This is a genomic window from Desulfosporosinus orientis DSM 765 (assembly GCF_000235605.1).
GTDB classification, from domain to species: Bacteria; Bacillota; Desulfitobacteriia; order Desulfitobacteriales; family Desulfitobacteriaceae; genus Desulfosporosinus; species Desulfosporosinus orientis.
On record NC_016584.1, the window covers coordinates 101,042 to 127,838 of the forward strand.

A 26,797-nucleotide genomic window follows, 5' to 3' on the forward strand; every position below is an offset into this window, starting at 1 on the left:
TGGAGGAAAATGATATGCATTTCGCGGCAGCCGGGGTAGATGCAAACCCAATTAGTTTGATCCTTTGGGGCATCTTTGTAGGATATGTTTTTACATCTGTAGGAGCAGCTGGAGGCATTTTAGCAGGGGTAGGACATATGAGTCTCTTCGGACTAAAAAAGGCAAATATGATAAAGCCGATGAATCAGATTTTGACACTAGTCAGCCCTATTGTTGGTACCCCTTTATACCTTAGAGAAAAACGAATTGTTGTACCTACCGCAGTCGCTCTAGGCTTAGGGGGCATCGCAGGTGCGCTATTAGGTTCTTATCTTTCGCACTCTTATTTAAAAGACTTGAGCACTTTCAAACCTTATTTTGGTATAGTTACGTTGGGTATTTCGATTCGTATTGCCTACGAGTGTACCGCTAAATTCATTGACGGCCAAAAAGATGTAAAAGCAGCTAATAATCTCTTCGCTGCAAAAGTCAAAGAACTTAAGGCCGCAGGCAAATTGAATGAGATTAAGGAAATAGGTGTTAACTTTAAAAAGATTGGTATTCAAAATACCTTTACCTTTGCGGGTCAAGAATTTAATTATAACGCGATTACAGTGTTCATTACAGGGCTTTTAGTAGCGGTTCTCTCAGCATCCCTGGGAGTAGGCGGTGGATTCTTGCTGGTTCCTTTTATGACCAGTGTGATGGGATTTCCTATGTACATTGTAGCAGGGACATCCGTTCTTTCCATATTGGTTTCTTCTTCAACAAGTATTCTAAATTATATTTCTATGGGCAGTGTCCTAGATCTTAAGTTTCTGGCCTTTGAATTAATTGGTGTTGCAATTGGTACGGTTGTAGCGGCTCGAATTTCTAAGTATATCAATGCTCGTTATATGAAAATTTTCCTTGCGGTTATCTTGTTCTATATCGGGCTGAAGTATGTGTTACCTGTAGTTGGCATTAAAATCTGATAAAAAATTTTGAGGGTATCTAAAATAAAGGGTGGGATCTTAATTGAAGTGTGCATCTTGTAAAATGAAAACTAAAAACATGTGTGATAAGGAAGCATTTGATTGTACTGGAGGAAAATATACCCTTGATGAATGTTTCGAAGAAGAAAATAAACCATTTCATCGTCTAAGTGGCTGTTTTCAAGCAGAACATGGTAATAACCTTAGTCGTCTTGATGAATTGATTATGTTTTCAAAAAAAATGGGTTATAAGAAAATTGGCATGGCTTTCTGTATCGGGTTAGCTGAAGAAGCTGCCGTCTTGGAAAAGATTTTATCCCAACATTTTGAGGTATATTCTGCGTGCTGTAAAATTGGCGGACTTAAAAAAGAAGATTACGAGATACCCAAAGTCAAAGAAGATAAAATTGAAGTTATTTGTGACCCAATACTTCAAGCTAAAGTATTGGAAAATGACCAAACTGAACTTAATATAGCCGTAGGCTTATGCGTTGGTCATGATATGTTATTCAATAAGTACTCGAAGGTACCTGTCACCACCTACGCCGTTAAGGATCGTGTGTTAGGTCATAATCCTTTGGCGGTCTGCTATTCAAGTTATTTGCGTAAAAAGTATCTTAATAAAAAATATGAATAAGATCTTATATTGAACGCAGTTTGAGGATTGCCAAATCTAGATAGTTTTGGCAATCCTTTTCTGAGTTTGACGAAAAACATAGTCACGATTGGGGTCTAGCGAATTAAGGTTCGTTAGGCCTTTACTTTTGTCGTTTGTAAGGGAAAAGACAAAATTATAGTCGAAAACAGGACACCAATATTAAATGGCATTTGATAAATTAAGTACATAGTAAGATAAATGCCTCAAAGGAGAAAGGACTTTGTCTAGATAATGCAGGACTTCATAAACATCAAATATACCGTGATACAAGGCGAACTAAAAATGAAGCTATTGAATTTCCGTTTAATTAGATGAGTTTTTCAGAAGCTAATATCGTGTGTTCTTCAAATAATGTATTTATAGAAAAAACTGAATCTTATATCAGTTGGGAGAGAGAGGTAAGATGAGTGTGCAAAAAATATTTTTTTTATCTAAACATTGCGATGGGTGTCGAGCTTGTGAACTAGCATGTCTGGAAAAACATTCTCATTCCCAGGGCATCTTCATGACGAAAATGGAAAAACCAACTCTACAACCTCGGATCAGAGTTAAAAAGTCGGGTAATCAATATTGGGCTACCGTTTGCCAGCACTGTTCCGAGTCAATGTGCGTAAGGGCATGTATGACAGGAGCAATGCAGCATTCTCCGACGGGTGAGGTTTTTCATGATGCAAAGAAATGTGTCGGCTGTTGGATGTGTATAATGGTTTGTCCGTTCGGCGCGATTGTATCACTTAGCGAGGTGAAAAAAGCAGGTAAATGTGACCTGTGCAAGGATGAAAAGATTCCACCTTGTGTAGCGAGATGTCCCCAGCAGGCCTTGATTTATGGTACCTCTGAGGAATATGAAATGAAAGTTGCGGGTGATTGATGTGCGTTATCTCATTATAGGAAATAGTGCGGCAGGCGTTTTTGCAGCTGAAACCATTCGGGGTTTGGACCCAGATGGACAAATTAGAATGATTTCAAATGAAAATTGTTTGCCTTATTCGCGTTGTCTAACCTCCTATTACTTAGGAAACGAAATTTCTGAAGAAATGATGTACATTCGAGATAAAGCCTTTTACAGCGAAACGGGGATTGACTTTCAAGTTGGGCATGTTGAACGGGTGGAGCCGAAGTCTAACAGCGTCCTGTTAGACTCGGGTGAAATTGTTACTTATGACAAGTTGCTGATTGCCACGGGTTCTTCTCCTTTTAACCCTCCTCTTGAAGGAAGTGACGTGGAGGGGATCTTTGAATTACGCACCTTAGAGGATGCAAAAGCTGTTGCTAAGTTTGCACCAAATGTAAAATCTGCTGTTGTTATGGGTGCTGGTCTGGTAGGGCTTAAAGGAGCCCATGGGCTTCATGAACTGGGGATCAATGTAACTATTGTTGGATCTGCACCTCAAGTTCTGCGGCACTCTATCGATGTAGAATCGGCTGGGATTTTGACAAGGTTGTTAGAAGAAGACGGATATCGTGTCCTCCTGAATACCAAAGTAGCCAAAGTGCTCAGTGAAGAGGATGCAGATGGCCGGATGTCCGTATCGGGTGTACTTCTGAATACTGGAGAACAGATTCCTTGTCAGATGATTATCAGAGCGGTTGGAGTTCGCCCTAATGTGAAGCTGGTTAGGGATAGCGGGATATCAGTGAATTACGGTATCGTTGTCGATGAGGAGATGCAAACCTCGGTAAAAGATATTTACGCTGCGGGTGATGTCGCTGAGGCATTCAATCTCTTAAGTGACGAAAAGGGCGTGAATGCTATATGGCCTTCTGCAACAGAACAAGGAATCGTTGCTGGCTGTAACATGGCAGGTGTTAAGCGCAAATATCCAGGTTCACTGGCTGTAAACTCTGCTGTAATCTCCGGTGTAGGAATTATTTCTGCCGGAGTGGTTAATTTGCAGCCAGGAGGAGGTAGTGTACTTAGGGCATCGGAGCCGGAAAAGAACTTCTATCGTAAGTTTGTGATTAAAGACGGGCATTTAGTAGGCATGATCATGGTTGGTGACATTGAAGGGGCTGGTATTTTGAGCGGCTTAATTCGAAAAAAGGCAAAAGTTGATATTAATTATCTTAATCAAATGTTAATCCATACGATTGAGTATCCAAGGTACTTGCCGGTTGAGAGAGGGGGTCAGTAGAATGGGCTCATATGTAAGAACACGAGCATTAATTTCAAACAGTAAACCTATTGAAGATGGCGAGGAAATGCGCACCTCTATTTGCTGTCTTTGTAACGGTGGGTGTGGGATAAAAGTTAGTTTAGATCTGAATTGGAAAATTAAGGCGGTTTTTGGTGATCTTGAGAACCCTTACAATAAAGGGAAAATATGTTCAAAGCCCATGGAAATAGCCCAAACTTTATATGGTCCCTATAGGGTCAGATATCCAATGAAAAAGGTTAATGGTACCTTTGAAAGGATTAGCTGGGATGAAGCCTTAGATGTGATTGCACAAAAGTATAACCAATACAGCAAAGAGTATGGCACAGGGTCAGTTGTGGGTATTACCTCCAAAATTGGTGGTTCCTACAGTAAATTAGCTCATGGCATATTTTCATCATTAACCGGTCTAGTTAATTACGGGACTGGACCGATTTGTACCGATTCAGAAGCTAATGTGCGCAAGAAACTTTTCGGCGACAGCTCCGGTACAAGCCCTCTCTCTGATGTCGTCCATTCTAAGATTCTGCTAATAGTGGGTAACAATGCTGCCCAAACGAAGGCGGGACAATTCCAATGGATTATGGAGGCCAAGCGAAGAGGGACCCGAATAGTGGTCGTAGACACACGTTTTACAGAGACAGCACAGGCTGCAGACCTATTTATTCAGATCAGACCAGGAACGGACACTGCTTTAGGTATGGCGTTACTTAACTATATTATTAAAAACAACCTTTACGATGATGCGTTTGTGTCCCAACATACCAATGGCTTCGAAAAACTGGCACAGGATGTAAGTGCGTTTACAACGGAGCAGGCAGCGGAGATTACAGGAGTTCCTCAAAATGTTATTGAAAAGTTAGCTCAAGATTTAGCAACGCTAAAACCTGGAATGCTGTTTGAAGGTAGGGGTGTTGTTTGTGTTAATAATGCAGGTGCTTCAGTTTGGGCTTTTGAAGGCCTGATGGCTATACTGGGTAATATCGGTAAACGAGGATCGGGGATTATTTCACATATCAACAACACTGGCGGCATTAGCAATTTGATTGAACCTGTTGATGTCATGAAGCCTGATCGTAAAAGATCATCAAGTGCCCTCTACAAAGATATGGAAGAGGGAGATGTGAAAATGGTCATAATTTCTGGGAATCCTTGCGCGACTTGGCCTGATAGTTCGCGAATGAGTAAAGCGCTTAAGGGGTTAGACTTTGTAGTGAGTCATACCTTGGTAATGGATGATTCCGCTATACTAGCGGATATTGTTATCCCAGCAACCCACTGGTTGGAAGAAGCCGGAGTGCAGCCGAGTGTGCATAGAGTCTTACAGTGGAAAAATAAAGTTGTCGAGACACTTGGTGAGGAAAAATCTGGCGGGGATTTTTACCGTTTATTGGCGGAGCGTATGGGTTTGAATTCTTCCTATTTCCCCGATTCTCCTGAAGCAGCATGGGAGTTGGAAAGAAAATATAATAAGAACGTTTCAGGAATTAGTAGGGAACGGATGCTTACAACACCTGGTGGTGTACATTTTCCCAGTTCTGAAATAGGTAAGGAGACCGTGCGTCTATTCCAAAATGGTGTGTTCAAAACATCCTCTGGCAAGGTGGAACTGACAGGAGTTAGTAATGGACCCCTTGAGTATGTCGATACTTTTGAAGCCCCTGGTAATGATGGAGTGAGTCGAGAGGAGTTTCCTTATCTGTTTAGCACCAATAAGGTAGCAAGGCACTATCATACTGAATGCCAATATAGTGTTTGGGCTAAAGAAATGGAAGAACCTTACGTTGAGATCCATCCTCTAACCGCATTAGAGATAGGAGTTGCGGAGGGAGATAAGGTTAGGGTGGAGACTTTATCGGGATCGATCGTTTTGGCAGCAAAGATAACACAGTCCGTACAGCGGGGCTTTCTATCTACCCAACCCTACTTCGGGTTACAATCCCCCTATGGTCAAGCACCAGCCAATACACTTTTTCCAGTTGCTGCCGATCCTGTTGGGGGTAACCTAATCAGCAAAAACATCCAGTGTAAGGCTAAAGCCGAAGGGGGGCAAGGATTGTGAATCAACACGCTATGTTAGTCGATGTGTCACGATGCATTGAATGTAAGAGCTGTATTGTTGCCTGTAAACAAGAAAATGGTCTCCAAACAGGGGATTGGTGGTTAAGAGTATGGCGGAAAGAACAGTTAAAGGATCATTTAGTCAGATACTACAATACTCAGTCATGCAGGCACTGTGTCGACCCAGTTTGTCAGGCAGTATGTCCAGTGGGTTCTATTCAGCGTGGAGAAGATGGGCGTGTCATTCAGGATGACGCAAAATGTCTTGGTTGCCATGTTTGTGTAACCTCATGCCCACATCATGGAATGAAGATTATGACAAACGGTAAGGTGGGGAAATGCACTCTTTGTAGTCATCGCTTGGCAAGAGGTAAAGAGCCTGCATGTGCAGGAGTATGTCCAACAAATTCCCGGATTTATGGTGGACGTGAAGAACTTCTTCGTGAAGCAAGCAAACGTATGGAGGAGTTAAGAATGAAGGGAATGCATGTCCATCTAGAAGGAGGGGACAAGGATCAGACAATGGTAATGTATTTGTTTGTTGACACAGAAAGTTAGATTGTTTTAGTATAAAGATGTACAATAAAAATAAGTGATTATATGTTGTTAATAAAATGTGCTAATTTAAGGAAAGTGGATTATTATTATCTTCGAAGTTAATACTAAGAGTCTACATTAATATAAACACTTTTTAGTCTTTAAATTTTTTTCTTAATAACTCGACAAAAACAGTTGACATTTTAGCAGCCTTCAGCTATACTAAAAAAGTTCTCAAAAGCAGTGGCCCGTTGGTCAAGCGGTCTAAGACACCGCCCTTTCACGGCGGTTACACGGGTTCGAATCCCGTACGGGTCACCAAAATAGAGTTCATGGGTGATTAGCTCAGTTGGTAGAGCGCCTGCCTTACAAGCAGGATGTCGGCAGTTCGACCCTGTCATCGCCCACCAATATGGCCCCGTGGTGTAGTGGTTAACATGCCTGCCTGTCACGCAGGAGATCGTCGGTTCAAGTCCGATCGGGGTCGCCATATAAGTTATATTTTGGGTAGGTGGCCGAGTGGTTAAAGGCGGCAGACTGTAAATCTGTTCCGTAAGGTACGGTGGTTCGAATCCATCCCTGCCCACCATATTCAACTTAATATTATCGCGGGGTGGAGCAGCGGTAGCTCGTCGGGCTCATAACCCGAAGGTCGTCGGTTCAAATCCGGCCCCCGCAACCAATCCGCTAAGTCGTTGGGCAATCGCTCAGACTTAATATAAAAATTGGGGTGTCGCCAAGGGGTAAGGCACCAGACTTTGACTCTGGCATTCGTAGGTTCGAATCCTCCCACCCCAGCCATTTTAAGGGCCATTAGCTCAGTCGGCTAGAGCACCTGACTTTTAATCAGGGTGTCCCGCGTTCGAGTCGCGGATGGCCCACCAACACTCGCGGGTGTAACTCAGTGGTAGAGTGTCACCTTGCCAAGGTGAAAGTCGCGAGTTCGAATCTCGTCACCCGCTCCAAAATTGCGCTCGTAGCTCAGCTGGATAGAGCGTCTGACTACGAATCAGAAGGCCGGGAGTTCGAATCTCTCCGAGCGCACCACAAATTTCACATCAAGTGCCGTTGTAGCTCAGTTGGTAGAGCGTATCCTTGGTAAGGATAAGGTCACCGGTTCAATCCCGGTCAATGGCTCCATTTAACGCGGGAGTGGCGTAATTGGCAGACGCGCACGTTTGAGGGGCGTGTGGGTAACTCCGTACGGGTTCAAGTCCCGTCTTCCGCACCATTTTATAAATTATGTGGAGAAGTACTCAAGTGGCTGAAGAGGACGGTTTGCTAAACCGTTAGGGTGGGTAACTGCCGCGAGGGTTCAAATCCCTCCTTCTCCGCCATAAATATTCCTCGATAGCTCAATGGTGGAGCAACCGGCTGTTAACCGGTAGGTTGTAGGTTCGAGTCCTACTCGGGGAGCCATGGCAGGGTAGCCAAGTGGTCTAAGGCAAGCGGTTCATACCCGCTCATCCGAGGGTTCAAATCCCCCCCCTGCTACCAGTTATGCGGGTGTAGCTCAATGGTAGAGCACTAGCCTTCCAAGCTAGCTACGTGAGTTCGATTCTCATCACCCGCTCCATAAGAAACATCACCGCACAATAGTGCGGTTTTTTGTATCTATGAAAGAATTAGACATTTCTATGTTCCGGATGGGCCTACATGAATGCCTAGAAGCCTAATACTTTTATAAAACAGGCAACTTTGGCTGTAGTCATAGTTGCCTGTTTTGTGTATAAACTTAAATTTCCGCCATTTGTATTTATTAATAGTATAAATAGCTTTGGCCCTTTCGCTGCTTGCTGATGCACGTGTTTGTTTCAAAAGTTTGTTGATTTCGTCAGAGATCAATGGTTCCCTTTCTAAATTTTATCACTGTATATACACTAAGTTTTTTATATTAGGCTAAGGTTTACTGCTTTCTATTGATTGATTGAAATTTGCTAAGTAATTTTATAAATTTTAATAAGTACAGTTGACAATGCACTATGAAAGATGCTATTATAACTGAGCGCTTACAAGAATGTATATAAACGGACTGGTAAGCCTGTTTTTACCAATCGAATTAACATCAGAATAGTGTTGACAACGGATGTTGAAGATGCTAAGATGTAGTTCCGGCCCAAACGGGCGATGGTCTTTGAAAACTAAACAACAAGGACAGCCAATGAGAGAGACTCGCAAGAGTTTCGAAATAAATCATGAGTCAGCCTTCTTTAAAGAAGTTTGAGATAACTTTTTTTGGAGAGTTTGATCCTGGCTCAGGACGAACGCTGGCGGCGTGCCTAACACATGCAAGTCGAACGGAGAATTGAATAAGCTTGCTTAGACAATTCTTAGTGGCGGACGGGTGAGTAACGCGTGGGTAACCTGCCCATAAAGCCGGGACAACCCTTGGAAACGAGGGCTAATACCGGATAATCTTAGATTCTGGCATCAGGATTTAAGGAAAGATGGCCTCTGAACATGCTATCGATTATGGATGGACCCGCGTCTGATTAGCTAGTTGGTGGGGTAAAGGCCTACCAAGGCGACGATCAGTAGCCGGCCTGAGAGGGTGAACGGCCACACTGGGACTGAGACACGGCCCAGACTCCTACGGGAGGCAGCAGTGGGGAATCTTCCGCAATGGACGAAAGTCTGACGGAGCAACGCCGCGTGTATGATGAAGGTCTTCGGATTGTAAAGTACTGTCATTGGGGAAGAACGGTCTTTTTGAAAATATTGAGGAGACATGACGGTACCCAAGGAGGAAGCCCCGGCTAACTACGTGCCAGCAGCCGCGGTAATACGTAGGGGGCGAGCGTTGTCCGGAATTATTGGGCGTAAAGGGCGCGTAGGCGGATGCTTAAGTCCGGTGTGAAAGATCAGGGCTCAACCCTGAGAGTGCATCGGAAACTGGGTATCTTGAGGACAGGAGAGGAAAGTGGAATTCCACGTGTAGCGGTGAAATGCGTAGATATGTGGAGGAACACCAGTGGCGAAGGCGACTTTCTGGACTGTAACTGACGCTGAGGCGCGAAAGCGTGGGGAGCAAACAGGATTAGATACCCTGGTAGTCCACGCCGTAAACGATGAGTGCTAGGTGTAGAGGGTATCGACCCCTTCTGTGCCGCAGTTAACACAATAAGCACTCCGCCTGGGGAGTACGGCCGCAAGGTTGAAACTCAAAGGAATTGACGGGGGCCCGCACAAGCGGTGGAGCATGTGGTTTAATTCGACGCAACGCGAAGAACCTTACCAGGGCTTGACATCCACAGAACTCCGTGGAAACATGGAGGTGCCCTTCGGGGAGCTGTGAGACAGGTGGTGCATGGTTGTCGTCAGCTCGTGTCGTGAGATGTTGGGTTAAGTCCCGCAACGAGCGCAACCCCTGTATTTAGTTGCTAACAAGTAAGGTTGAGCACTCTAGATAGACTGCCGGTGACAAACCGGAGGAAGGTGGGGATGACGTCAAATCATCATGCCCCTTATGTCCTGGGCTACACACGTGCTACAATGGCCGGTACAGACGGAAGCGAAGCCGCGAGGTGAAGCCAATCCGAGAAAGCCGGTCTCAGTTCGGATTGCAGGCTGCAACTCGCCTGCATGAAGTCGGAATCGCTAGTAATCGCAGGTCAGCATACTGCGGTGAATACGTTCCCGGGCCTTGTACACACCGCCCGTCACACCACGAAAGTCTGCAACACCCGAAGCCGGTGGGGTAACCCGCAAGGGAGCTAGCCGTCGAAGGTGGGGCCGATGATTGGGGTGAAGTCGTAACAAGGTAGCCGTATCGGAAGGTGCGGCTGGATCACCTCCTTTCTAAGGAGAACGGTTTAAGGTCTAGGCTTTAAACGAACATCCTATTGGTCGGTGCTTTCGAAGAACGAAGCTGAGAAGCTTGGTTTGGAGAAAGATCAATAAGAGTCGTAAGACTCAAGCCGAGGGATCGGCAACTCATTGGATTGAAGCTGTTGTTTAGTTTTGAGAGACCAGGAATGGTTTCTTTACAATGTGGGGGTATAGCTCAGCTGGGAGAGCGCTTGAATGGCATTCAAGAGGTCAGCGGTTCGATCCCGCTTACCTCCACCAATTTATATGTTCTTTGGTCTTGTTCTTTGAAAACTGCATAGAGAAAAGCAAATGCGAGTAAAGTCGAGAATTCACAATGAACAGTCCGCGACAGCGGACAATTCAAATAAACCTAAAAGTAGCAAATATAGGTCAAGCTACTAAGGGCGTACGGTGGATGCCTAGGCGCTAAGAGTCGAAGAAGGGCGCGGTTAACAGCGAAATGCCACGGGGAATCGTAAGCAGGTATTGATCCGTGGATACCCGAATGGGGCGACCCAACCGGAGTCATGTCCGGTTATCATTAGCTGAATCCATAGGTTAATGAAGACAACCCGGGGAACTGAAACATCTAAGTACCCGGAGGAAGAGAAAGAATCATCGATTCCCTAAGTAGCGGCGAGCGAACGGGGAAGAGCCCAAACCAGTCCCCTTGGGGGCTGGGGTTGTAGGACCCTCTTTTAAGAATGGATTTCTAGTCGAACAGATCTGGAAAGGTCGAGCAAAGAAGGTAACACTCCTGTAGACGAAAGGAAAACATTCTGTGAGGGAATCCTGAGTACCGCGGGACACGTGAAACCCCGTGGGAAGCAGGGAGGACCACCTCCCAAGGCTAAATACTACTTAGCGACCGATAGCGAACCAGTACCGTGAGGGAAAGGTGAAAAGCACCTCGGAAGAGGAGTGAAAAAGAACCTGAAACCGTGCGCTTACAAGCAGTCACAGCACGTAAGGTGTAGTGGCGTGCCTTTTGTAGAATGAACCGGCGAGTTACGGTATGTAGCGAGGTTAAGACGGGAAGTCGGAGCCGAAGCGAAAGCGAGTCTGAAAAGGGCGAAGAGTTACATGCTGTAGACCCGAAACCGTGTGATCTACCCATGGCCAGGGTGAAGGTGGGGTAAAACCCACTGGAGGCCCGAACTCACTGTCGTTGAAAAGGCAGGGGATGAGCTGTGGGTAGGGGTGAAATGCCAATCGAACACGGAGATAGCTGGTTCTCCCCGAAATAGCTTTAGGGCTAGCCTCAATTGATGAATGACGGCGGTAGAGCACTGAATAGGCTAGGGGCCTTACCAGGTTACCGAACCTTATCAAACTCCGAATGCCGTTATGTTTAGATTGGGAGTCAGACTGTGGGTGATAAGATTCATAGTCAAAAGGGAAACAGCCCAGACCATCAGCTAAGGTCCCCAAGTATACACTAAGTGGGAAAGGATGTGGAATTGCTCAGACAACCAGGATGTTGGCTCAGAAGCAGCCACCATTTAAAGAGTGCGTAATAGCTCACTGGTCGAGTGGTTCTGCGCCGAAAATGTAACGGGGCTCAAGTGTATCACCGAAGCTATGGCTTGCGCTTCATGCGCAGGGGTAGGGGAGCGTTCTATCAGCAGAGAAGTCAAACTGGAAGGTTTGGTGGAGTGGATAGAAGTGAGAATGCCGGTATGAGTATGCGAAAAGGAAGGTGAGAATCCTTCCCGCCGAAAATCTAAGGATTCCTGGGGAAGGCTCGTCCGCCCAGGGTAAGTCGGGACCTAAGCCGAGGCCGAAAGGCGTAGGTGATGGACAACTGGTTGAAATTCCAGTACCACCTAGAAATGTTTGAGCAATGGGGTGACACAGAAGGATAGGTTAAGCCAGCCGTTGGTCGAGCTGGCCCAAGCGAGTAGGATGTAGGGCAGGCAAATCCGCCCTGCGAGAATCTGAGACGTGATGGGGAGCGAACATAAGTAGCGAAGTAACCAACTCCAAGCTGTCAAGAAAAGCCTCTAGTGAGTGACTAGGTGCCCGTACCGTAAACCGACACAGGTAGATGGGGTGAGAAACCTAAGGCGCGCGAGAAAACCCTCGTTAAGGAACTCGGCAAAATGGCCCCGTAACTTCGGGAGAAGGGGCGCTCTTAGCAATAAGAGCCGCAGAGAAAAGGTCCAGGCGACTGTTTAACAAAAACACAGGTCCCTGCTAATCCGAAAGGAGATGTATAGGGGCTGACACCTGCCCGGTGCTGGAAGGTTAAGAGGAGAGGTTAGGGGTAACCCGAAGCTTTGAATTGAAGCCCCAGTAAACGGCGGCCGTAACTATAACGGTCCTAAGGTAGCGAAATTCCTTGTCAGGTAAGTTCTGACCCGCACGAAAGGTGTAACGATCTGGACACTGTCTCAACGAGGGACTCGGCGAAATTGTAATACCCGTGAAGATGCGGGTTACCTGCGACAGGACAGAAAGACCCCATGGAGCTTTACTGCAGCTTGACATTGGATTTTGGTATAAAATGTACAGGATAGGTGGGAGACTAAGAAGCTAGGGCGCCAGCCTTGGTGGAGTCGACGGTGGGATACCACTCTTTTTGTACTGAAATTCTAACCTGGGCCCCTGAATCGGGGTTAGGGACAGTATCAGGTGGGCAGTTTGACTGGGGCGGTCGCCTCCTAAAGAGTAACGGAGGCGCCCAAAGGTTCCCTCAGCGCGGTTGGAAATCGCGCGCAGAGTGTAAAGGCAAAAGGGAGCTTGACTGCGAGACCAACAAGTCGAGCAGGGACGAAAGTCGGGCTTAGTGATCCGGTGGTACCGAGTGGAAGGGCCATCGCTCAACGGATAAAAGCTACCCTGGGGATAACAGGCTTATCTCCCCCAAGAGTCCATATCGACGGGGAGGTTTGGCACCTCGATGTCGGCTCATCGCATCCTGGGGCTGTAGTAGGTCCCAAGGGTTGGGCTGTTCGCCCATTAAAGCGGTACGTGAGCTGGGTTCAGAACGTCGTGAGACAGTTCGGTCCCTATCCGTCGCAGGCGCAGGAAATTTGAGAGGATCTGTCCCTAGTACGAGAGGACCGGGATGGACGAATCCCTGGTGTACCAGTTGTTTCGCCAGAGGCACAGCTGGGTAGCTATATTCGGATCGGATAAGCGCTGAAAGCATCTAAGCGCGAAACCGGCCTCAAGATGAGATTTCCCACGAGCGTAAGCTCGGTAAGACCCCTGAAGGAAGATCAGGTAGATAGGCCAGGTGTGGAAGCGCGGTGACGTGTGGAGCTGACTGGTACTAATCGGTCGAGGGCTTGACCTAAGAGTTGCTGGAAGGTTAAAGTGGCTCAGGTTCGAAGATGATACTTGCAAAAGCGACGATCTATGCAGTTTTGAGAGAACAGCGATCCATCCAAAGGAAAGCGAAGATCTCAGACATCTGGTGATAATGCCGGAGGGGTTCCACCCGTTCCCATACCGAACACGGTAGTTAAGACCTCCAGGGCCGATGATACTTGGGGCATAGCCCCTGGGAAAGCAGGACATTGCCAGGTAACAGGCGAAAGACCATCTCTTAATGAGATGGTCTTTCTATGTTTTGTAATACTGCAAGTGCATGAATTTGGGGAGCGTTCGATCCACACTGCAGGAGAGTGCGTTTGGGGACGCAGTGTGGCGAAAAGCTCGTCCGCTTTTCGTATACCGAACACGGAAGTTAAGACCTCCAGGGCCGATGATACTTGGGGCATAGCCCCGGGGAAAGCAGGACGTTGCCAGGTAACAGGCGAGAGCCCATCTCTTAATGAGATGGCCTTTTTGTGTTTTGTAATACTGCAAGTGCATGAATCTCTGGGGAGTTCGGGGTTCCACCCGTTCGATCCACGCTGCAGGGAGAATGCGTCTGGGGACGCAGGGTGGCGAAAAGCTCGTTCGCTTTTCGTATACCGAACACGGAAGTTAAGACCTCCAGGGCCGATGATACTTGGGGCATAGCCTCTGGGAAAGCAGGACGTTGCCAGGTAACAGGCGAGAGACCATCTCTTAATGAGATGGTCTCTCTGTGTTTTATGATACTGCCAGTGCATGAATTTGGGGAGGCGGGGTTCCATCCGTTCGATCCACACTGCAGGAGAGTACGTCTGAGGATGCAGTGTGGCGAAAAGCTCGTCCGCTTTTCGTATACCGAACACGGAAGTTAAGACCTCCAGGGCCGATGATACTTGGGGCATAGCCCCTGGGAAAGTAGGACGTCGCCTTGTTTTTGTTTTAGATGATAGCATAATTACAATATTTAGGGGGTTGCTGATTTTAATTCATCGGAGTGCTTCTCTTTTTCATGTAGATTAGCGTCATATCCAAAACGGAACCTCTGGTTGCAATAGGAACAGAGAATAAACTTGCCATCTTGTGACGATACTGGCATGATAATCCACCTCCTTGCCCTCGATTTTGCCCAAGTTAATGAATTTTTATACTTTTTAACATTAGGATGTGCGTTCTTTGGCCACTTGTTCATAAAATAATTGTGAGGTGAGAAAGATGTGGCAAAGATGGATTAGAATGATAAGCATAGAATTGCGCTGGATGAAACGAGATGTAATTCGCCGATGGCGTTTGGATACTCCAACAGGTGTGCTGGGTATACTATTGTTGGTTTCAGCAGTGTTGCTATTAATTGTAATTGGGGCAGGATTTGCATTTATTTTTCGTTCATTTGCACCGTGGGTGTCAGGCTCCCGAGTTGGAGAGATGTACTGGTACTCAATTGGTTTTGGTCTTAAAGCAAGTTTTCTGTTCATCGTATTTATCGGCTCGCTTATTATGTACTGTATATTTAAACTGAGTGAAAGACGATGATACATACCGATTAATTTACAATATAAGGTTAGTCCTGCCTATAAATAGGATGAAATGATAATAATCTTATTGAGATAACGGCAAAATATTAAATGTAGGAAATCAATTATTTTTTGCTTTTTAGTTCTAAGTATGAAAAAAGCTTAATACAAGTAATTAAATTATGGTGGACAATCTGTCTATTATTGTCGTATCTATCGTCTTGCATAGGGATTAATCCTATGTTAAAATTTGATGGGTTTTATGAAAGGGGTTGAATGTGTGGATTTCTTATCTGGAATTACAGGTGCGCAGATATTTAATGTCATCATGGTTCCGGTTCAAAGTATCATCATCTTTTTAACGTTTTACTATTTCATTCTTTCAATGTTTGGACTCTATCGAAAGCAAGAGGTTAAAATACATACACCCGAGAAAACCTTTGCAGTAGTTGTGGCTGCTCATAATGAAGAAGCTGTGATTGGCCCTCTGGTAGAAAATTTACTTCAGTTGGATTATCCTAAGAAACTATACGACATCTTCGTTGTTGCCGACAATTGCACGGATAAAACAGCGCTGATTGCCAAAAAGGCCGGAGCAATTGTACATCGAAGGTTCAATGCTGAAAAGCGAGGTAAAGGATATGCATTAGAATGGATGTTCTATCGTTTATTTAAGATGGAACGACAGTATGATGCAATTATTATTTTCGATGCAGATAACCTAGTAAAAGATAATTTCTTAATTGAAATGAACAGCAAACTTTGTCAAGGGCATCAAATTGTTCAGTGCTACCTTGATTCCAAAAATCCGTTTGATACGTGGGTAACTAATACATTTTCAATTGCATTCTGGGTCACGAATCGAATGCTGCAGCTTGCAAGGTTTAATACCGGTTGCCTTTCAAATGTTTTGGGCGGAACAGGAATGTGTATTTCTACTGATGTGCTAAAAGAGTTTGGCTGGGGAGCCACATCGTTAACTGAAGATCTGGAGTTTAGTATGAAGGCGTTATCTCATGGCATTAAAACGACATGGGCTCATGATGCAGTAGTATATGACGAGAAACCGTTAACCTTTATGCAGGCTTGGCATCAACGAAAGCGTTGGGCACAAGGGCAAGTTGATGTGGCAGGAAGGTATTTCTTCCCCCTTATTCTCAAAGGTATAAAAGAACGGAAGCTTATGTACATTGATGGGGCAATTCATTTGTTTCAGCCTGCCCTGGTAATGATTGCCACTTTTTTTATGCTGACAAATATTATCGATGCTTTCCAACCCCAATACAATGTATTCACATTAGTAATGCCCTGGACAGGGTGGCAGATACTATCCGCTTTCCAATATCTCTATCCAGTAGCTGCCTTGGCCCTTGATCGCTTGCCTTGGCGAGCCTATGTAGGTCTGGTTCTGTATCCGGTTTTCATATATAGCTGGATTCCTATTGTATTTTTAGGTTTTATAAATCGTAAAGACAAGCAATGGTCCCATACTAAGCATACACGTTCTATTAGTATAGAAGAGGTCAATATTAAACAAAAAAAGGCTTCGTCAAATTGACAAAGAGGGGAGGTTTAAGCCTCCCTCTTCGTTTTATTGTGATTATTATTTTTTAGAAAAGAAATTTTTTATATCCCGTAAAAATATGAAAAAAGGCTTTGACACATCGCGTATTTTTGTGTATACTGATAATCGTCAGTTCTCGGGTGATTAGCTCAGTTGGTAGAGCGCCTGCCTTACAAGCAGGATGTCGGCGGTTCGAGCCCGTCATCGCCCACCATACTTTTGGCCCCGTGGTGTAGTGGTTAACATGCCTGCCTGTCACGCAGGAGATCGTCGGTTCAAGTCCGATCGGGGTCGCCATTATCTAAGCCTCGGTAGCTCAGTCGGTAGAGCAGAGGACTGAAAATCCTCGTGTCGGCGGTTCGATTCCGTCCTGAGGCACCACGCGGGTGTAACTCAGTGGTAGAGTGTCACCTTGCCAAGGTGAAAGTCGCGAGTTCGAATCTCGTCACCCGCTCCATAATTATGGCGGCATAGCCAAGTGGTAAGGCAGAGGTCTGCAAAACCTCTATTCCTCAGTTCAAATCTGAGTGCCGCCTCCAAAGTTAACTGCCGATGTGGCGTAACTGGCAGACGCACGGGACTTAAAATCCCGCGGACTAAACATCCGTACCGGTTCGATTCCGGTCATCGGCACCATATGGGTTTGTAGCTCAGCTGGTTAGAGTACCGCGTTGACATCGCGGGGGTCGGAGGTTCGAGTCCTCTCAAACCCACCATATGAAATCTTGGTATTGTTAGTATAAACCTGTCTGTCAACAAAAAAGGCTGCTTGATACCCATTGATGTAGATCAATGGGTATTTAATTGTATAAAACTCTATCGCTGAGAGGTATGTTAATCATCGCGCAGGTCTGGAGTTTTGTAGTTAAAATGATATATTTAAAAGAGCTTTATTAATGATCATGGTAGCGAAGGCGGTGGTTTTATGCATTTAGAAAAGCAAGGCAAGGCGCCGATTTATGAAGCCCTGTTGAAATACAAATCAATGCGGGTGGTACCATTTGATGTGCCGGGACATAAGCAAGGCAAAGGAAACCCTGAACTCACCGAGTTTTTGGGTGAGAAGTGCCTGTCAGTGGATGTTAATTCCATGAAGCCGCTGGATAATCTTGTCCACCCAGTCTCAGTGATTAAAGAGGCTGAAGAACTGGCAGCAGATGCTTTCGGTGCACATCACGCCTTTTTCATGGTTAATGGAACAACATCGGCAGTTCAGGCCATGATCATGAGTGTCTGCAAACGCGGTGAAAAAGTGATCATGCCCCGAAACGTTCACAGAAGTGCTATTAACGCTTTAATCATTAGCGGAGCAATTCCCGTCTATGTGAATCCCGGTGTCAATAAAAAGTTAGGTATACCCTTAGGTATGTCCATTAATGATGTAAAGAAGGCTATTGAAGAGAATCCAGATGCTAAAGCTATCTTTATTAATAATCCTACCTATTATGGTATTTGCTCTGATTTGAAATCAATAACTGAGCTGGCCCATCGCCATGATATGTATGTGCTTGTAGATGAGGCACATGGATCGCACTTTTACTTTGGACCGAATATGCCTGTTAATGCTATGGCTGCAGGGGCGGATATGGCGGCGGTCAGTATGCATAAAACAGGGGGGTCATTAACTCAAAGTTCCTTTCTCTTAAAAGGGGAACGCTTAAGTACTGGCCACGTTCGACAAACAATCAATCTAACCCAGACTACCAGCGGCTCTTATCTCCTGCTGGCGTCGCTGGATATTTCTCGCCGGAATCTGGCTCTTGGCGGTAAAAGCATCTTCGAGAAGGCCACAGCGTTAGCTAATTATGCCCGGGAGGAAATTAATAAAATCGGCGGCTATTACGCGTTTTCTACAGAACTAATTAATGGTGATTCGGTCTATGATTTTGATCAAACGAAGCTCTCTATTCATACTAGAGATATAGGATTGGCTGGTATTGAAGTCTATGATATTTTGAGAGATGACTATGGAATCCAGATCGAGCTGGGTGATATCGGCAATATTCTGGCCATTATTTCCGTTGGCGACCGTGCCTTAGCCCTGGAACGTCTTGTATCTTCCCTCTCTGAAATTAAAAGACTATATATAAGAGATAAATCGGGAATGCTTGATCATGAATACATTAACCCCGAGGTTGTATTGGCACCACAGCAAGCCTTTTATTCCGACCAACGTTCCGTAGCCATTAAAGACAGCATAGGACGTATAAGCGGAGAATTTGTGATGTGTTATCCCCCAGGTATTCCAATTCTGGCTCCGGGAGAACGTATTACGGGGGAAATTATTGACTATATAGCCTATGCAAAAGCTAAAGGCAGTTCCCTGACAGGTACTGAAGATATGTCTATCGAAAACATCAGAGTACTGGAGGAATAACTGATGGAATTATGGTATACGGAAGAACAAACAGACAGTGTTCGCTTTTCCATTAAAGTTGATAAGCCTCTTTATACCGGTAAGAGTGAGTTTCAGAGAATTGATGTCTTTCATTCCAAAGAATTCGGCAATTTTTTCACTCTTGATGGTTTGATAATGGTTACGGAAAAGGATGAATTTATTTATCACGACATGATTGTTCATGTACCTATGGCCACGAACCTGAAGATCAAAAATGTTCTGGTCATTGGTGCCGGGGATGGCGGAACAGTGAGAGAGCTCACTAGGTATGATAGTATTGAAAACATTGATATGGTAGAGATCGACAAAATGGTTGTGGATGTCTGCAGAGAGTATTTTCCTCAAACTACCTGCAAGCTGGATGACCCGAGAGTTCATCTCTATTTTGAGGATGGGTTAAGGTTTATCCGCTCTAAAGAAAACATCTATGATTTAATCATTGTCGATTCTACGGATCCTTTCGGGCCGGGAGAAGGGCTTTTTACTAAAGAATTCTATGGCAACTGTTATAAAGCCTTGAAAGAAGACGGGATTTTAGTTAACCAGCATGAAAGTCCTTATTATGAGGAGTATGCAAAGTCTATGCAAAAAGCCCATAAGCGTATTAAGGAACTCTTTCCCGTCTGCAGAGTTTACCAGGCGCATATACCGAGCTATCCTTCCGGACACTGGTTATTTGGGTTTGCTTCAAAAACCTATGATCCACTGACCGACATTGATGAGCAAGCATGGAATAGCCTTGGTATCAAGACAAAGTACTATAACACTGATATTCATAAAGGATCCTTTGCCCTGCCTAACTATGTTATAGACATTCTGGCCAATGAAGGAGATTAATAAAATTAAATAATCTATTGATATAAACGTGCTGAAAGCTTCCTTATGGGGAGCTTTTTTTCTTTTCCCTATCTAGTGGAAAGAATTAAATACTGCGTTTTTGGAAATATTAAAGAATGTTCTAAAAATAAATAATGATTAGAGATTGGCCCAACCGAAATATGGCTTGAATTTAGTCATATATATTACTATGGAGGGGTGCCAGTGGAACATTCCGTGCAATTAGGAACGCAATATTACCGGGAGAGTATCTGTGCACGTTTACGGGAACTGCGCGACCAAGAAGAGCTTCCTGTTCAAATCATAGAGTTTCAGCAGGGAAAACGCTGGATTATTGACTGTCAGTTTAATGATTCCACGTTAGAAGCAGCAGAAAATAAGGATATGGTCCAAAAAATTCATCGTTATTATTTAGCCAATGCTTTGGCTGATACTATTTTACATCATTGGGAAAAGGATCATGTTGTCAAAATCCTAAAAAAGAGGCACTATTTAAAGCAAGAGAATTGGCAGCTTTTACTTAACAAGGCTTTAGATTATTTAAATAGGGGGCTTGGTCAAGTAAGAGGATATCGAGTTAACCGCAAAACTAATTTGGTTACCCAGATACTGAGTTGCCTTGATGACAGTGCTGTTTTTGATATAGAGGGATTCTTACGTTTCCGAGCTCAGGATTATAAGAATGAAGTCCATAAAGCTGTGGATTTCGCCGTTGATGAGTATATTATTGAAAAAGAATATGAAGAATTCATCCAACTGCTGAAACATTTTGTGGACAGCCAGAAACCAAAGTTGGACTGGCTTCATGTTGGAATGACAGCCCAAGGTAAGTTTCATTTGTATAACAATGACGGGGTAAAAGTGACCCACGAATTCCTTGAGGATTACCAACTGGATAATGTTCATGAGTTAGGATATGAAGACCTGCTGGTTAGTGCATTAATTGCAGTTGCTCCTCGCCAGATTACGTTACATATCCGTTATGACGGCTATAAAGATACACTGCAGACCATTCGCAATGTTTTTGGAGACCGAGTGCAAGACTGTCAAGGATGTTCCCTTTGTGAAAAGTTTTGACAGATATGAGCGTTCTTTGTTATAATACATCTATTCTTTAGTACTATTTGAATAACTTGCATCACATTTAAATTAAAAAACGTTGAAAGGGAGAGTATCTTGAACTTCCTATCGTGTTAGAGAGGAAATGCCTCGGCTGTAAGCATTTCCCACGACTGTTCTGGAGAAAACCACCCTTGAGTGTTGGGCCGAAATAAGTAAGTTCAGCCGTTTCCCGCGTTAAGGGTAATCAAGTGAAAGGAATTAATCGCCTTTCAATTGGGTGGAACCACGGGAGTAAGCTCTCGTCCCTATTTGGGACGGGAGTTTTTTGTTTTATACTAATCAATCAGAAAGTATTAGGAATTTGATTTAGTAAGGAGTGAATACGATGATTCAGATTACTTTAAAAGATGGTTCAATTCGCGAGGTGGAACCAGGGACAACCATTGCAGAATTAGCAGCCTCTATCTCCAGAGGATTAGCCAAGGCCGCCGTTGCCGGAAAAGTAAATGATGAGATGAAAGACCTTTCTTATCAGCTTAATGAAAATGCGGCGGTAGAGATTGTAACTAATGACAGCGATGAGGGATTAGAGGTATTAAGGCATTCTACAGCCCACCTAATGGCGGAAGCCGTAAGGAATTTATTTCCGGGAACAAAATTTGGAATTGGGCCGGCGATTGCCAAAGGATATTACTATGACTTTGATTCTGAACATGTCTTTACTCCCGATGATTTGGCGAAAATTGAAAAAGAGATGAATCGCCTTATTAAAGAGAAGCATGAGTTCAAACGTAAAGAAGTTTCTCGAGAGGAAGCATTGGCTCACTTTAAAGAGTTGGGTGAGATATATAAGGTGGAACTCATTGAGGGGCTTCCTGACGATGCTACCATCTCAATGTACAGTCAAGGCAACTTTACGGATCTTTGTGCAGGACCCCATCTGCCCTCTACTGGGAATATTAAGGCTTTTAAACTCATGAACCTGGCCGGTGCATACTGGCGGGGCAATGAAAAAAATAAAATGCTTCAGCGTATCTATGGAACAGCCTTTACCAAACAGGCTGACCTGGATGATTATCTTTATAAATTGGAAGAAGCAAAGCGGAGAGATCATCGCAAACTGGGTCTGGAGCTGGATCTCTTTAGCTTACACGATGAAGGTCCAGGATTCCCATTCTTTCATCCCAAAGGCATGATCTTACGCAATGAGCTGGAGGATTTTTGGAGGAAGGAACACCGCAGGCGCGGCTATCAAGAGATAAAGACCCCGATTATTTTGAACCGCTCCATGTGGGAGCAATCAGGGCATTGGGATCATTACAAAGAGAATATGTATTTCACGGAAATTGATGATCAGGATTATGCAGTAAAACCCATGAACTGCCCCGGCGGCATGATTATGTATAAGACCAAGATGCGAAGCTACCGTGATCTGCCCATAAGGATGGGAGAACTTGGCTTAGTACACCGGCACGAGTTGTCAGGAGCTCTCCATGGATTGCTGCGAGTTCGTAACTTTACTCAGGATGATGCGCATATTTTCATGCTCCCAAGTCAGATCAAGGAAGAACTTCTGGGTGTTATTGAACTTGTAGACTACTTCTACAAAGTCTTTGGTTTTGAATATCACGTTGAGCTGTCCACCCGCCCTGAAGATTCCATGGGATCGGATGAGGACTGGGAACTTGCAACCAAGTCACTTCAAGAAGCTTTAGAAGAGAAGGGTATCGATTATAAGATTAACCCTGGCGACGGAGCCTTCTACGGGCCAAAGATTGATTTTCACGTCCAGGATTCCTTAGATAGAACTTGGCAGTGCGGCACAATCCAACTGGATTTCCAAATGCCGGAGAAATTTGATCTGTCCTATATCGGGGAAGATGGTCAAAAGCACCGTCCGGTTATGATTCATCGCGTTGTTTATGGAAGTATCGAGCGCTTTATTGCCCTTCTCACTGAGCATTACGCAGGGGCTTTCCCAGTGTGGCTGGCACCGGTACAGGTACGCATTCTGCCAATTAGTGAGCGGCACCATGATTATGCCAAATCTCTTGCCTCCCGTCTCAATGACCTGGATATACGAGTAGAAACGGATGAACGCAAAGAAAAGATTAATTACAAAATCAGAGAAGCCCAGACTGAAAAAATCCCCTTTACTTTGGTTGTTGGAGACCAAGAAGCAGAATCGAACACAGTGGCCGTTCGACGCTATGGTCAAGGAAATGCCGGCGTAAAAATGTCGATGGATGAGTTTATTCCCCTTATTCAAGATGAGATTAAGAGTAAGAAAATGTTGAAAGACAATCTTAAAGAAGAATAAGAAACTTTATCGAGGGATTGAGAAGATAAGGAATTGACAAGAGAGAGTTTTTCATGTATGATGTTTGATGTCAAGTAGAAGCCATCCGCTTCTCACCTTACGACAGGCGTTAGTAAGGTATCTTCTGGTCCTGAGCTTAGTGTTTGCTTTGTGATTGTTTAGAAGACGGGTGGTGATAGACCCGTCTTTTTTGTTGGCTGAATTAAAATTTTATGGAGGTGGTTTGTTATTAGCAAGGACTTAAGAATCAATGACGAAATCCGAATCAGGGATGTTCGTCTCGTCGGTGAAGAAGGGGAACAACTGGGGATCATGCCCACCAGAGATGCGATGAACCTTGCAATCGAAAAATCACTGGATCTTGTTGAGATTGCGCCAACGGCCAAGCCCCCGGTATGTAAATTGATGGATTATGGCAAGTACAAGTATGAGCAAGCTAAGCGAGACAAAGAGGCTCGTAAAAAGCAAAAAAGCATGGAAATCAAAGAAGTCAAATTACGTCCCAACATTGAGGATCATGACTTCGAGACTAAAGCCCGCAACGCCCAGCGCTTTCTCCAAGATGGGGATAAAGTAAAGGTGACGATAATGTTCCGCGGCCGTGAAGTGACCCACCCTGAGCTAGGTAGAACATTATGTGTCAGACTTGCAGAGTTTTGTAAAGCAGAGTCTACAATAGAGCGTGAACCAAAACTAGAGGGTCGAAATATGATTATGATTTTAGCTTCAGCAAAACACGATTAATAGCAAAAGGGGGATAACGCAATGCCTAAAATGAAAACACACCGCGGCGCAGCAAAGCGCTTTAAGAAAACCGGAACGGGCAAAATTGTCCGTAATCATGCCTTCACAAGCCACATTCTGGAGAAAAAATCTCCTAAAAGAAAAAGAAATTTACGTAAATCAACAGTTATGCACAAAAGCGATGCCAAACGGATTGCTAGTATCGTAGCTTATTTATAATACTTGAGGTATAAAGGAGGTCTTCGGAATGGCCCGTGTAAAAAAAGGCGTAACCAAACATCAACGCCACAAAAAGATATTAAAGTTAGCAAAAGGATATCGTGGAGGAAAGAGCAAACTTTACCGTCCAGCCAATGAACAAGTCTTAAAATCCTTAGCCTATTCTTACGCTCACAGAAAAGACAAAAAAGGTAATTTCCGCAAGCTTTGGATTGCCAGAATCAATGCCGCTGCCCGTATGAATGGATTATCCTATAGCCGCATGATGAATGGTTTGAAAAAAGCCGGAGTTTCTGTTAACCGTAAAATGTTGGCTGAACTTGCAATAAGCGATGCAGCTGCATTTGCAGAAATTGTTAATGTCGCTAAAAGTGCAAACCAAAAGATTAGCTAAGGAGGGTGCTATGCATCCTCTTTTTCCATACTATTAGAAAGTAAGAGCAGCTGTGGCGGAGGTGGCAAAATGATTGAGTCTTTACAAAACGAGCAGGTAAAGTATGTAGCCTCTTTGCAAAGGCGTAAAGCCCGTGAGGAAGCTCAATTGTTTGTGATTGAAGGCTGGCGGTTTGTTGAAGAGGGAGTACACAGAAATGCGGCCATAAAAAAGGTTTTTGTTTGCTTAGAACGTAACCCCATAGAATGGCAAACTCTGCGTGTAATGCTTAAAGAACGCGATATTCCCTTTGAGGAAGTCGACGCCCGGGTTTTTCGTAAAATGAGTGCTACTGAAGAACCCCAAGGCGTTTTGGCTGTTGTACGGCAAACGACTTTTTCATGGTCAGATATACATATCAAGCAGGGAACCGTTGTACTTATTTTGGATGGCCTTCAGGATCCTGGGAACCTGGGTACAATTCTGCGCACGGCATTGGCTGCAGGGGTTCGTCAAGTTTTCTTGACCCCAGGGACCGTGGATTTGTATAATCCAAAAGTATTGCGAAGTACAATGGGGGCGGTTTTTTCCTTAGTTGTTTTAACGGGACAACCCCCGAAGGAGATCCTGACCTTTTGCCAAGAACGTGGATTGAGGGTTCTGATGGGGGATGTTCAGGGAGCATCGATTTACGAGACTAAGCTTGCCAATGAGCCGCTGGCTCTTGTCGTTGGCAACGAAGGGCAGGGGCCGTCACAGTCATTTCGGGAAGCGAATATTCAGCGTGTAACTATTCCCATGGCCCACGAAGTAGAGTCTCTTAACGCTGCAATGGCTACAGGAATCCTGCTTTATGAAATTGTAAGACAAAGAGGTTTCTTGTAAAATATTGAACAGATATGCTATAATTTCTTGAGAACAATCAAGGATGATTTTTCTAAAGCGATGATCAGGTTAAAAGGAGTATTTTCTTTCCAGGAAGGCGTGGCCCATGATTGTAAGGCAGCTAAGAAGATACCCTCCTCTTTAGGTTAAAGGGGTTAAAGTTCGCCTGGGAGTGGTCTATTGATTTGTAGGTAGACCCGGTTTCCGCCGTTAACCGGAACTGAAGTGTAGCTCTAAACAGCTAAACTAGGGTGGTACCGCGAGAATGACGCTCGTCCCTTTTGGGGGACAGGCGTTTTTTTTAATACTAATTAGACCCATGCCGCTGTGAATGGTCGAGTATTTAGGATAGATGTGGAAAGGGTGATTTACTTGAAAAGCAAAATATTGCAGATTAAAGAAGAGGCTTTAAGAGAACTCAGAGAGTTGGATAAGCCTGAAGCACTTCAAGAGCTCAAAGTGAAATTTCTGGGGAAGAAAGGGTCTTTAACGGCTTTACTGCGTCAGATGGGAAGCCTAAGCCCTGAAGAGCGGCCGATCATGGGACAAATCGTCAATGAAGTTCGTACTCGTTTAGAAGAGGCTTGGGAAGAACGCAGTACTGAGTTGGAAGAACTGGCTCTGAAAAAAAGGCTTGCCACAGAACGAATTGATATCACTCTGCCTGGTACTCGTGTTCCCCGAGGGCATTTTCATCCCTTAACCCAAGTAATCGAAGAAATCGAAGACATTTTTTTAGGCATGGGATTTCAAATCGCTGAAGGTCCCGAGATTGAGTCGGATTATTATAATTTTGAGGCACTTAACCTCCCTAAAGAGCATCCGGCCCGGGAAATGCAAGACTCTTTTTATATCACGGAGGAGATCCTGCTGCGGACGCAAACGTCGCCTGTTCAGATTCGAACCATGGAGAAACTTCACCCTAACCTGCCGGTGAAAATTATTGCTCCGGGGAAAGTTTACCGTAACGATGATGATGCCACCCATTCACCAATGTTTCATCAGGTTGAAGGACTAGTAGTAGATCATGGAATCCGCATGTCCGATCTCAAAGGAATTTTGTTGAATTTCTCCCGTCAAATGTTTGGCGAATCAAGAGAAATTCGTTTGAGACCCAGCTTTTTCCCCTTTACGGAACCCAGTGCAGAGGTGGATGTTTCTTGTATGCTATGTGGGGGGGCAGGCTGCCGTCTTTGTAAAGGGACGGGATGGATTGAAATCTTGGGATCAGGGATGGTTCATCCTAAAGTATTGGAAATGGGCGGATACAACCCTAAGGAAGTCACAGGATTTGCTTTTGGAATAGGCATAGAGCGTATCGCCATGCTCAAGTTTGGAATTGAAGATATGCGTCTTTTATTTGACAATGATTTACGCTTTTTGCAGCAGTTTTAGGGGGGATA

The 26,797-nt window shown here is 44.6% G+C and carries 18 protein-coding genes, 23 tRNA genes, 3 rRNA genes and 2 other annotated features; of the genes, 43 read left to right on the plus strand and 1 reads right to left on the minus strand.

The window, feature by feature from the left end; translation table 11 throughout:
- The first annotated feature begins 14 nt into the window (after positions 1 to 14).
- From DESOR_RS00495 to rrf, 25 genes are all read left to right on the plus strand, one after another.
- The gene (locus DESOR_RS00495; protein WP_014182686.1) at positions 15 to 953 is read left to right on the plus strand and encodes a sulfite exporter TauE/SafE family protein; all 939 of its coding nucleotides are present in this window, start codon (positions 15 to 17) and stop codon (positions 951 to 953) included.
- A 64-nt stretch (positions 954 to 1,017) separates the two neighbouring features.
- Positions 1,018 to 1,590: a DUF1847 domain-containing protein gene (locus DESOR_RS00500; RefSeq protein WP_242832421.1), complete on the plus strand. Its 573-nt coding sequence runs from the start codon at positions 1,018 to 1,020 to the stop codon at positions 1,588 to 1,590.
- A 526-nt stretch (positions 1,591 to 2,116) separates the two neighbouring features.
- On the plus strand, positions 2,117 to 2,482 hold the full coding sequence (locus DESOR_RS00505; protein WP_242832422.1) for a 4Fe-4S dicluster domain-containing protein: 366 nt from the start codon (positions 2,117 to 2,119) through the stop codon (positions 2,480 to 2,482).
- A gap of 1 nt (position 2,483) precedes the next feature.
- Positions 2,484 to 3,746, plus strand: coding sequence for an NAD(P)/FAD-dependent oxidoreductase (locus DESOR_RS00510; RefSeq protein ID WP_042331771.1), 1,263 nt, complete (start codon positions 2,484 to 2,486; stop codon positions 3,744 to 3,746).
- A 1-nt stretch (position 3,747) separates the two neighbouring features.
- A complete protein-coding gene (locus tag DESOR_RS00515; protein WP_014182690.1) occupies positions 3,748 to 5,829 on the plus strand; it encodes a molybdopterin-containing oxidoreductase family protein in 2,082 nt (693 codons plus the stop codon).
- Positions 5,826 to 6,386: a 4Fe-4S dicluster domain-containing protein gene (locus tag DESOR_RS00520; protein WP_014182691.1), complete on the plus strand. Its 561-nt coding sequence runs from the start codon at positions 5,826 to 5,828 to the stop codon at positions 6,384 to 6,386. Before DESOR_RS00515 ends, DESOR_RS00520 begins: the two co-directional genes overlap by 4 nt.
- Before the next feature lie 224 nt (positions 6,387 to 6,610).
- Positions 6,611 to 6,686 (plus strand) — tRNA-Glu (locus DESOR_RS00525).
- A gap of 13 nt (positions 6,687 to 6,699) precedes the next feature.
- A tRNA-Val gene (locus DESOR_RS00530) sits at positions 6,700 to 6,775 on the plus strand.
- A 4-nt stretch (positions 6,776 to 6,779) separates the two neighbouring features.
- Positions 6,780 to 6,855: transfer RNA gene (locus DESOR_RS00535), tRNA-Asp, on the plus strand.
- Positions 6,856 to 6,870: 15 nt separating this feature from the next.
- Positions 6,871 to 6,954 (plus strand) — tRNA-Tyr (locus DESOR_RS00540).
- Between the two features lie 18 nt (positions 6,955 to 6,972).
- Positions 6,973 to 7,047 (plus strand) — tRNA-Met (locus DESOR_RS00545).
- Positions 7,048 to 7,091: 44 nt separating this feature from the next.
- Positions 7,092 to 7,166: transfer RNA gene (locus DESOR_RS00550), tRNA-Gln, on the plus strand.
- A gap of 6 nt (positions 7,167 to 7,172) precedes the next feature.
- A tRNA-Lys gene (locus DESOR_RS00555) sits at positions 7,173 to 7,249 on the plus strand.
- Between the two features lie 6 nt (positions 7,250 to 7,255).
- Positions 7,256 to 7,330 (plus strand) — tRNA-Gly (locus DESOR_RS00560).
- Between the two features lie 5 nt (positions 7,331 to 7,335).
- Positions 7,336 to 7,412, plus strand: a tRNA-Arg gene (locus tag DESOR_RS00565).
- A 17-nt stretch (positions 7,413 to 7,429) separates the two neighbouring features.
- A tRNA-Thr gene (locus DESOR_RS00570) sits at positions 7,430 to 7,505 on the plus strand.
- 6 nt (positions 7,506 to 7,511) lie between these two features.
- A tRNA-Leu gene (locus DESOR_RS00575) sits at positions 7,512 to 7,596 on the plus strand.
- Between the two features lie 15 nt (positions 7,597 to 7,611).
- Positions 7,612 to 7,702 (plus strand) — tRNA-Ser (locus DESOR_RS00580).
- 7 nt (positions 7,703 to 7,709) lie between these two features.
- Positions 7,710 to 7,784, plus strand: a tRNA-Asn gene (locus tag DESOR_RS00585).
- A gap of 1 nt (position 7,785) precedes the next feature.
- Positions 7,786 to 7,862 (plus strand) — tRNA-Ile (locus DESOR_RS00590).
- A 5-nt stretch (positions 7,863 to 7,867) separates the two neighbouring features.
- Positions 7,868 to 7,941 (plus strand) — tRNA-Gly (locus tag DESOR_RS00595).
- Positions 7,942 to 8,597: 656 nt separating this feature from the next.
- Positions 8,598 to 10,163 (plus strand): 16S ribosomal RNA (locus DESOR_RS00600).
- Positions 10,164 to 10,357: 194 nt separating this feature from the next.
- Positions 10,358 to 10,433: transfer RNA gene (locus DESOR_RS00605), tRNA-Ala, on the plus strand.
- A gap of 130 nt (positions 10,434 to 10,563) precedes the next feature.
- Positions 10,564 to 13,476: ribosomal RNA gene (locus DESOR_RS00610) — 23S ribosomal RNA — on the plus strand.
- A gap of 116 nt (positions 13,477 to 13,592) precedes the next feature.
- Positions 13,593 to 13,708, plus strand: a 5S ribosomal RNA gene (gene rrf, locus DESOR_RS00615).
- The 16S, 23S and 5S rRNA genes sit together here with 1 tRNA gene alongside, the layout of an rRNA operon.
- Positions 13,709 to 13,953: 245 nt before the next feature.
- Here rrf and DESOR_RS29170 read toward each other — a convergent pair.
- Positions 13,954 to 14,145 (minus strand): hypothetical protein, encoded by a 192-nt coding sequence (locus tag DESOR_RS29170; protein WP_158308988.1) that lies wholly within the window; start codon positions 14,143 to 14,145, stop codon positions 13,954 to 13,956.
- Positions 14,146 to 14,693: 548 nt separating this feature from the next.
- On the opposite strand from DESOR_RS29170, the gene DESOR_RS00635 reads away from it, so the two are divergent.
- The 18 genes from DESOR_RS00635 (at position 14,694) to pheS (ending at position 26,789) form a co-directional block, all read left to right on the plus strand.
- Positions 14,694 to 15,011: a hypothetical protein gene (locus DESOR_RS00635; RefSeq protein ID WP_014182693.1), complete on the plus strand. Its 318-nt coding sequence runs from the start codon at positions 14,694 to 14,696 to the stop codon at positions 15,009 to 15,011.
- A gap of 261 nt (positions 15,012 to 15,272) precedes the next feature.
- The gene (locus DESOR_RS00640) at positions 15,273 to 16,550 is read left to right on the plus strand and encodes a glycosyltransferase family 2 protein (RefSeq protein ID WP_042330645.1); all 1,278 of its coding nucleotides are present in this window, start codon (positions 15,273 to 15,275) and stop codon (positions 16,548 to 16,550) included.
- 144 nt (positions 16,551 to 16,694) lie between these two features.
- A tRNA-Val gene (locus DESOR_RS00645) sits at positions 16,695 to 16,770 on the plus strand.
- Between the two features lie 7 nt (positions 16,771 to 16,777).
- Positions 16,778 to 16,853: transfer RNA gene (locus tag DESOR_RS00650), tRNA-Asp, on the plus strand.
- An 8-nt stretch (positions 16,854 to 16,861) separates the two neighbouring features.
- Positions 16,862 to 16,937, plus strand: a tRNA-Phe gene (locus tag DESOR_RS00655).
- A gap of 1 nt (position 16,938) precedes the next feature.
- Positions 16,939 to 17,013: transfer RNA gene (locus DESOR_RS00660), tRNA-Gly, on the plus strand.
- 7 nt (positions 17,014 to 17,020) lie between these two features.
- Positions 17,021 to 17,095 (plus strand) — tRNA-Cys (locus DESOR_RS00665).
- A 9-nt stretch (positions 17,096 to 17,104) separates the two neighbouring features.
- Positions 17,105 to 17,192, plus strand: a tRNA-Leu gene (locus tag DESOR_RS00670).
- 3 nt (positions 17,193 to 17,195) lie between these two features.
- Positions 17,196 to 17,272 (plus strand) — tRNA-Val (locus tag DESOR_RS00675).
- 209 nt (positions 17,273 to 17,481) lie between these two features.
- Positions 17,482 to 18,933: an aminotransferase class I/II-fold pyridoxal phosphate-dependent enzyme gene (locus DESOR_RS00680; protein WP_014182695.1), complete on the plus strand. Its 1,452-nt coding sequence runs from the start codon at positions 17,482 to 17,484 to the stop codon at positions 18,931 to 18,933.
- Between the two features lie 3 nt (positions 18,934 to 18,936).
- Positions 18,937 to 19,791: a polyamine aminopropyltransferase gene (speE, locus tag DESOR_RS00685; protein ID WP_014182696.1), complete on the plus strand. Its 855-nt coding sequence runs from the start codon at positions 18,937 to 18,939 to the stop codon at positions 19,789 to 19,791.
- 204 nt (positions 19,792 to 19,995) lie between these two features.
- Positions 19,996 to 20,868 carry a putative sporulation protein YtxC gene (gene ytxC, locus DESOR_RS00690; RefSeq protein WP_014182697.1) on the plus strand — a complete coding sequence of 291 codons (873 nt, stop codon included), beginning with the start codon at positions 19,996 to 19,998 and terminating at the stop codon, positions 20,866 to 20,868.
- 73 nt (positions 20,869 to 20,941) lie between these two features.
- Positions 20,942 to 21,163, plus strand: a binding site (T-box leader).
- A 75-nt stretch (positions 21,164 to 21,238) separates the two neighbouring features.
- On the plus strand, positions 21,239 to 23,173 hold the full coding sequence (thrS, locus tag DESOR_RS00695) for a threonine--tRNA ligase (protein ID WP_014182698.1): 1,935 nt from the start codon (positions 21,239 to 21,241) through the stop codon (positions 23,171 to 23,173).
- Positions 23,174 to 23,239: 66 nt separating this feature from the next.
- Positions 23,240 to 23,372 (plus strand) — a sequence feature (ribosomal protein L20 leader region).
- Between the two features lie 29 nt (positions 23,373 to 23,401).
- Positions 23,402 to 23,917 carry a translation initiation factor IF-3 gene (gene infC, locus DESOR_RS00700; protein WP_148265211.1) on the plus strand — a complete coding sequence of 172 codons (516 nt, stop codon included), beginning with the start codon at positions 23,402 to 23,404 and terminating at the stop codon, positions 23,915 to 23,917.
- Between the two features lie 21 nt (positions 23,918 to 23,938).
- The gene (gene rpmI / locus DESOR_RS00705) at positions 23,939 to 24,136 is read left to right on the plus strand and encodes a 50S ribosomal protein L35 (RefSeq protein ID WP_014182700.1); all 198 of its coding nucleotides are present in this window, start codon (positions 23,939 to 23,941) and stop codon (positions 24,134 to 24,136) included.
- A 28-nt stretch (positions 24,137 to 24,164) separates the two neighbouring features.
- Positions 24,165 to 24,530 (plus strand): 50S ribosomal protein L20, encoded by a 366-nt coding sequence (gene rplT, locus DESOR_RS00710; protein WP_014182701.1) that lies wholly within the window; start codon positions 24,165 to 24,167, stop codon positions 24,528 to 24,530.
- 69 nt (positions 24,531 to 24,599) lie between these two features.
- On the plus strand, positions 24,600 to 25,394 hold the full coding sequence (locus DESOR_RS00715; RefSeq protein ID WP_014182702.1) for a TrmH family RNA methyltransferase: 795 nt from the start codon (positions 24,600 to 24,602) through the stop codon (positions 25,392 to 25,394).
- A 372-nt stretch (positions 25,395 to 25,766) separates the two neighbouring features.
- Complete coding sequence (pheS, locus tag DESOR_RS00720) at positions 25,767 to 26,789, plus strand: phenylalanine--tRNA ligase subunit alpha (protein WP_042330647.1); 1,023 nt, start codon at positions 25,767 to 25,769, stop codon at positions 26,787 to 26,789.
- Positions 26,790 to 26,797 lie beyond the last annotated feature (8 nt).

Bases quoted from the DNA above. Each gene is read 5' to 3' on its own strand.
- DESOR_RS00495 (WP_014182686.1), top strand. From the start codon at position 15: ATGCATTTCGCGGCAGCCGGGGTAGATGCAAACCCAATTAGTTTGATC.
- DESOR_RS00500 (WP_242832421.1), top strand. From the start codon at position 1,018: ATGAAAACTAAAAACATGTGTGATAAGGAAGCATTTGATTGTACTGGA.
- DESOR_RS00505 (WP_242832422.1), top strand. From the start codon at position 2,117: ATGACGAAAATGGAAAAACCAACTCTACAACCTCGGATCAGAGTTAAA.
- DESOR_RS00515 (WP_014182690.1), top strand. From the start codon at position 3,748: ATGGGCTCATATGTAAGAACACGAGCATTAATTTCAAACAGTAAACCT.
- DESOR_RS29170 (WP_158308988.1), bottom strand. From the start codon at position 14,145: ATGCCCCAAGTATCATCGGCCCTGGAGGTCTTAACTTCCGTGTTCGGT.
- DESOR_RS00635 (WP_014182693.1), top strand. From the start codon at position 14,694: ATGTGGCAAAGATGGATTAGAATGATAAGCATAGAATTGCGCTGGATG.
- DESOR_RS00680 (WP_014182695.1), top strand. From the start codon at position 17,482: ATGCATTTAGAAAAGCAAGGCAAGGCGCCGATTTATGAAGCCCTGTTG.
- speE (WP_014182696.1), top strand. From the start codon at position 18,937: ATGGAATTATGGTATACGGAAGAACAAACAGACAGTGTTCGCTTTTCC.
- thrS (WP_014182698.1), top strand. From the start codon at position 21,239: ATGATTCAGATTACTTTAAAAGATGGTTCAATTCGCGAGGTGGAACCA.
- rpmI (WP_014182700.1), top strand. From the start codon at position 23,939: ATGCCTAAAATGAAAACACACCGCGGCGCAGCAAAGCGCTTTAAGAAA.
- rplT (WP_014182701.1), top strand. From the start codon at position 24,165: ATGGCCCGTGTAAAAAAAGGCGTAACCAAACATCAACGCCACAAAAAG.
- DESOR_RS00715 (WP_014182702.1), top strand. From the start codon at position 24,600: ATGATTGAGTCTTTACAAAACGAGCAGGTAAAGTATGTAGCCTCTTTG.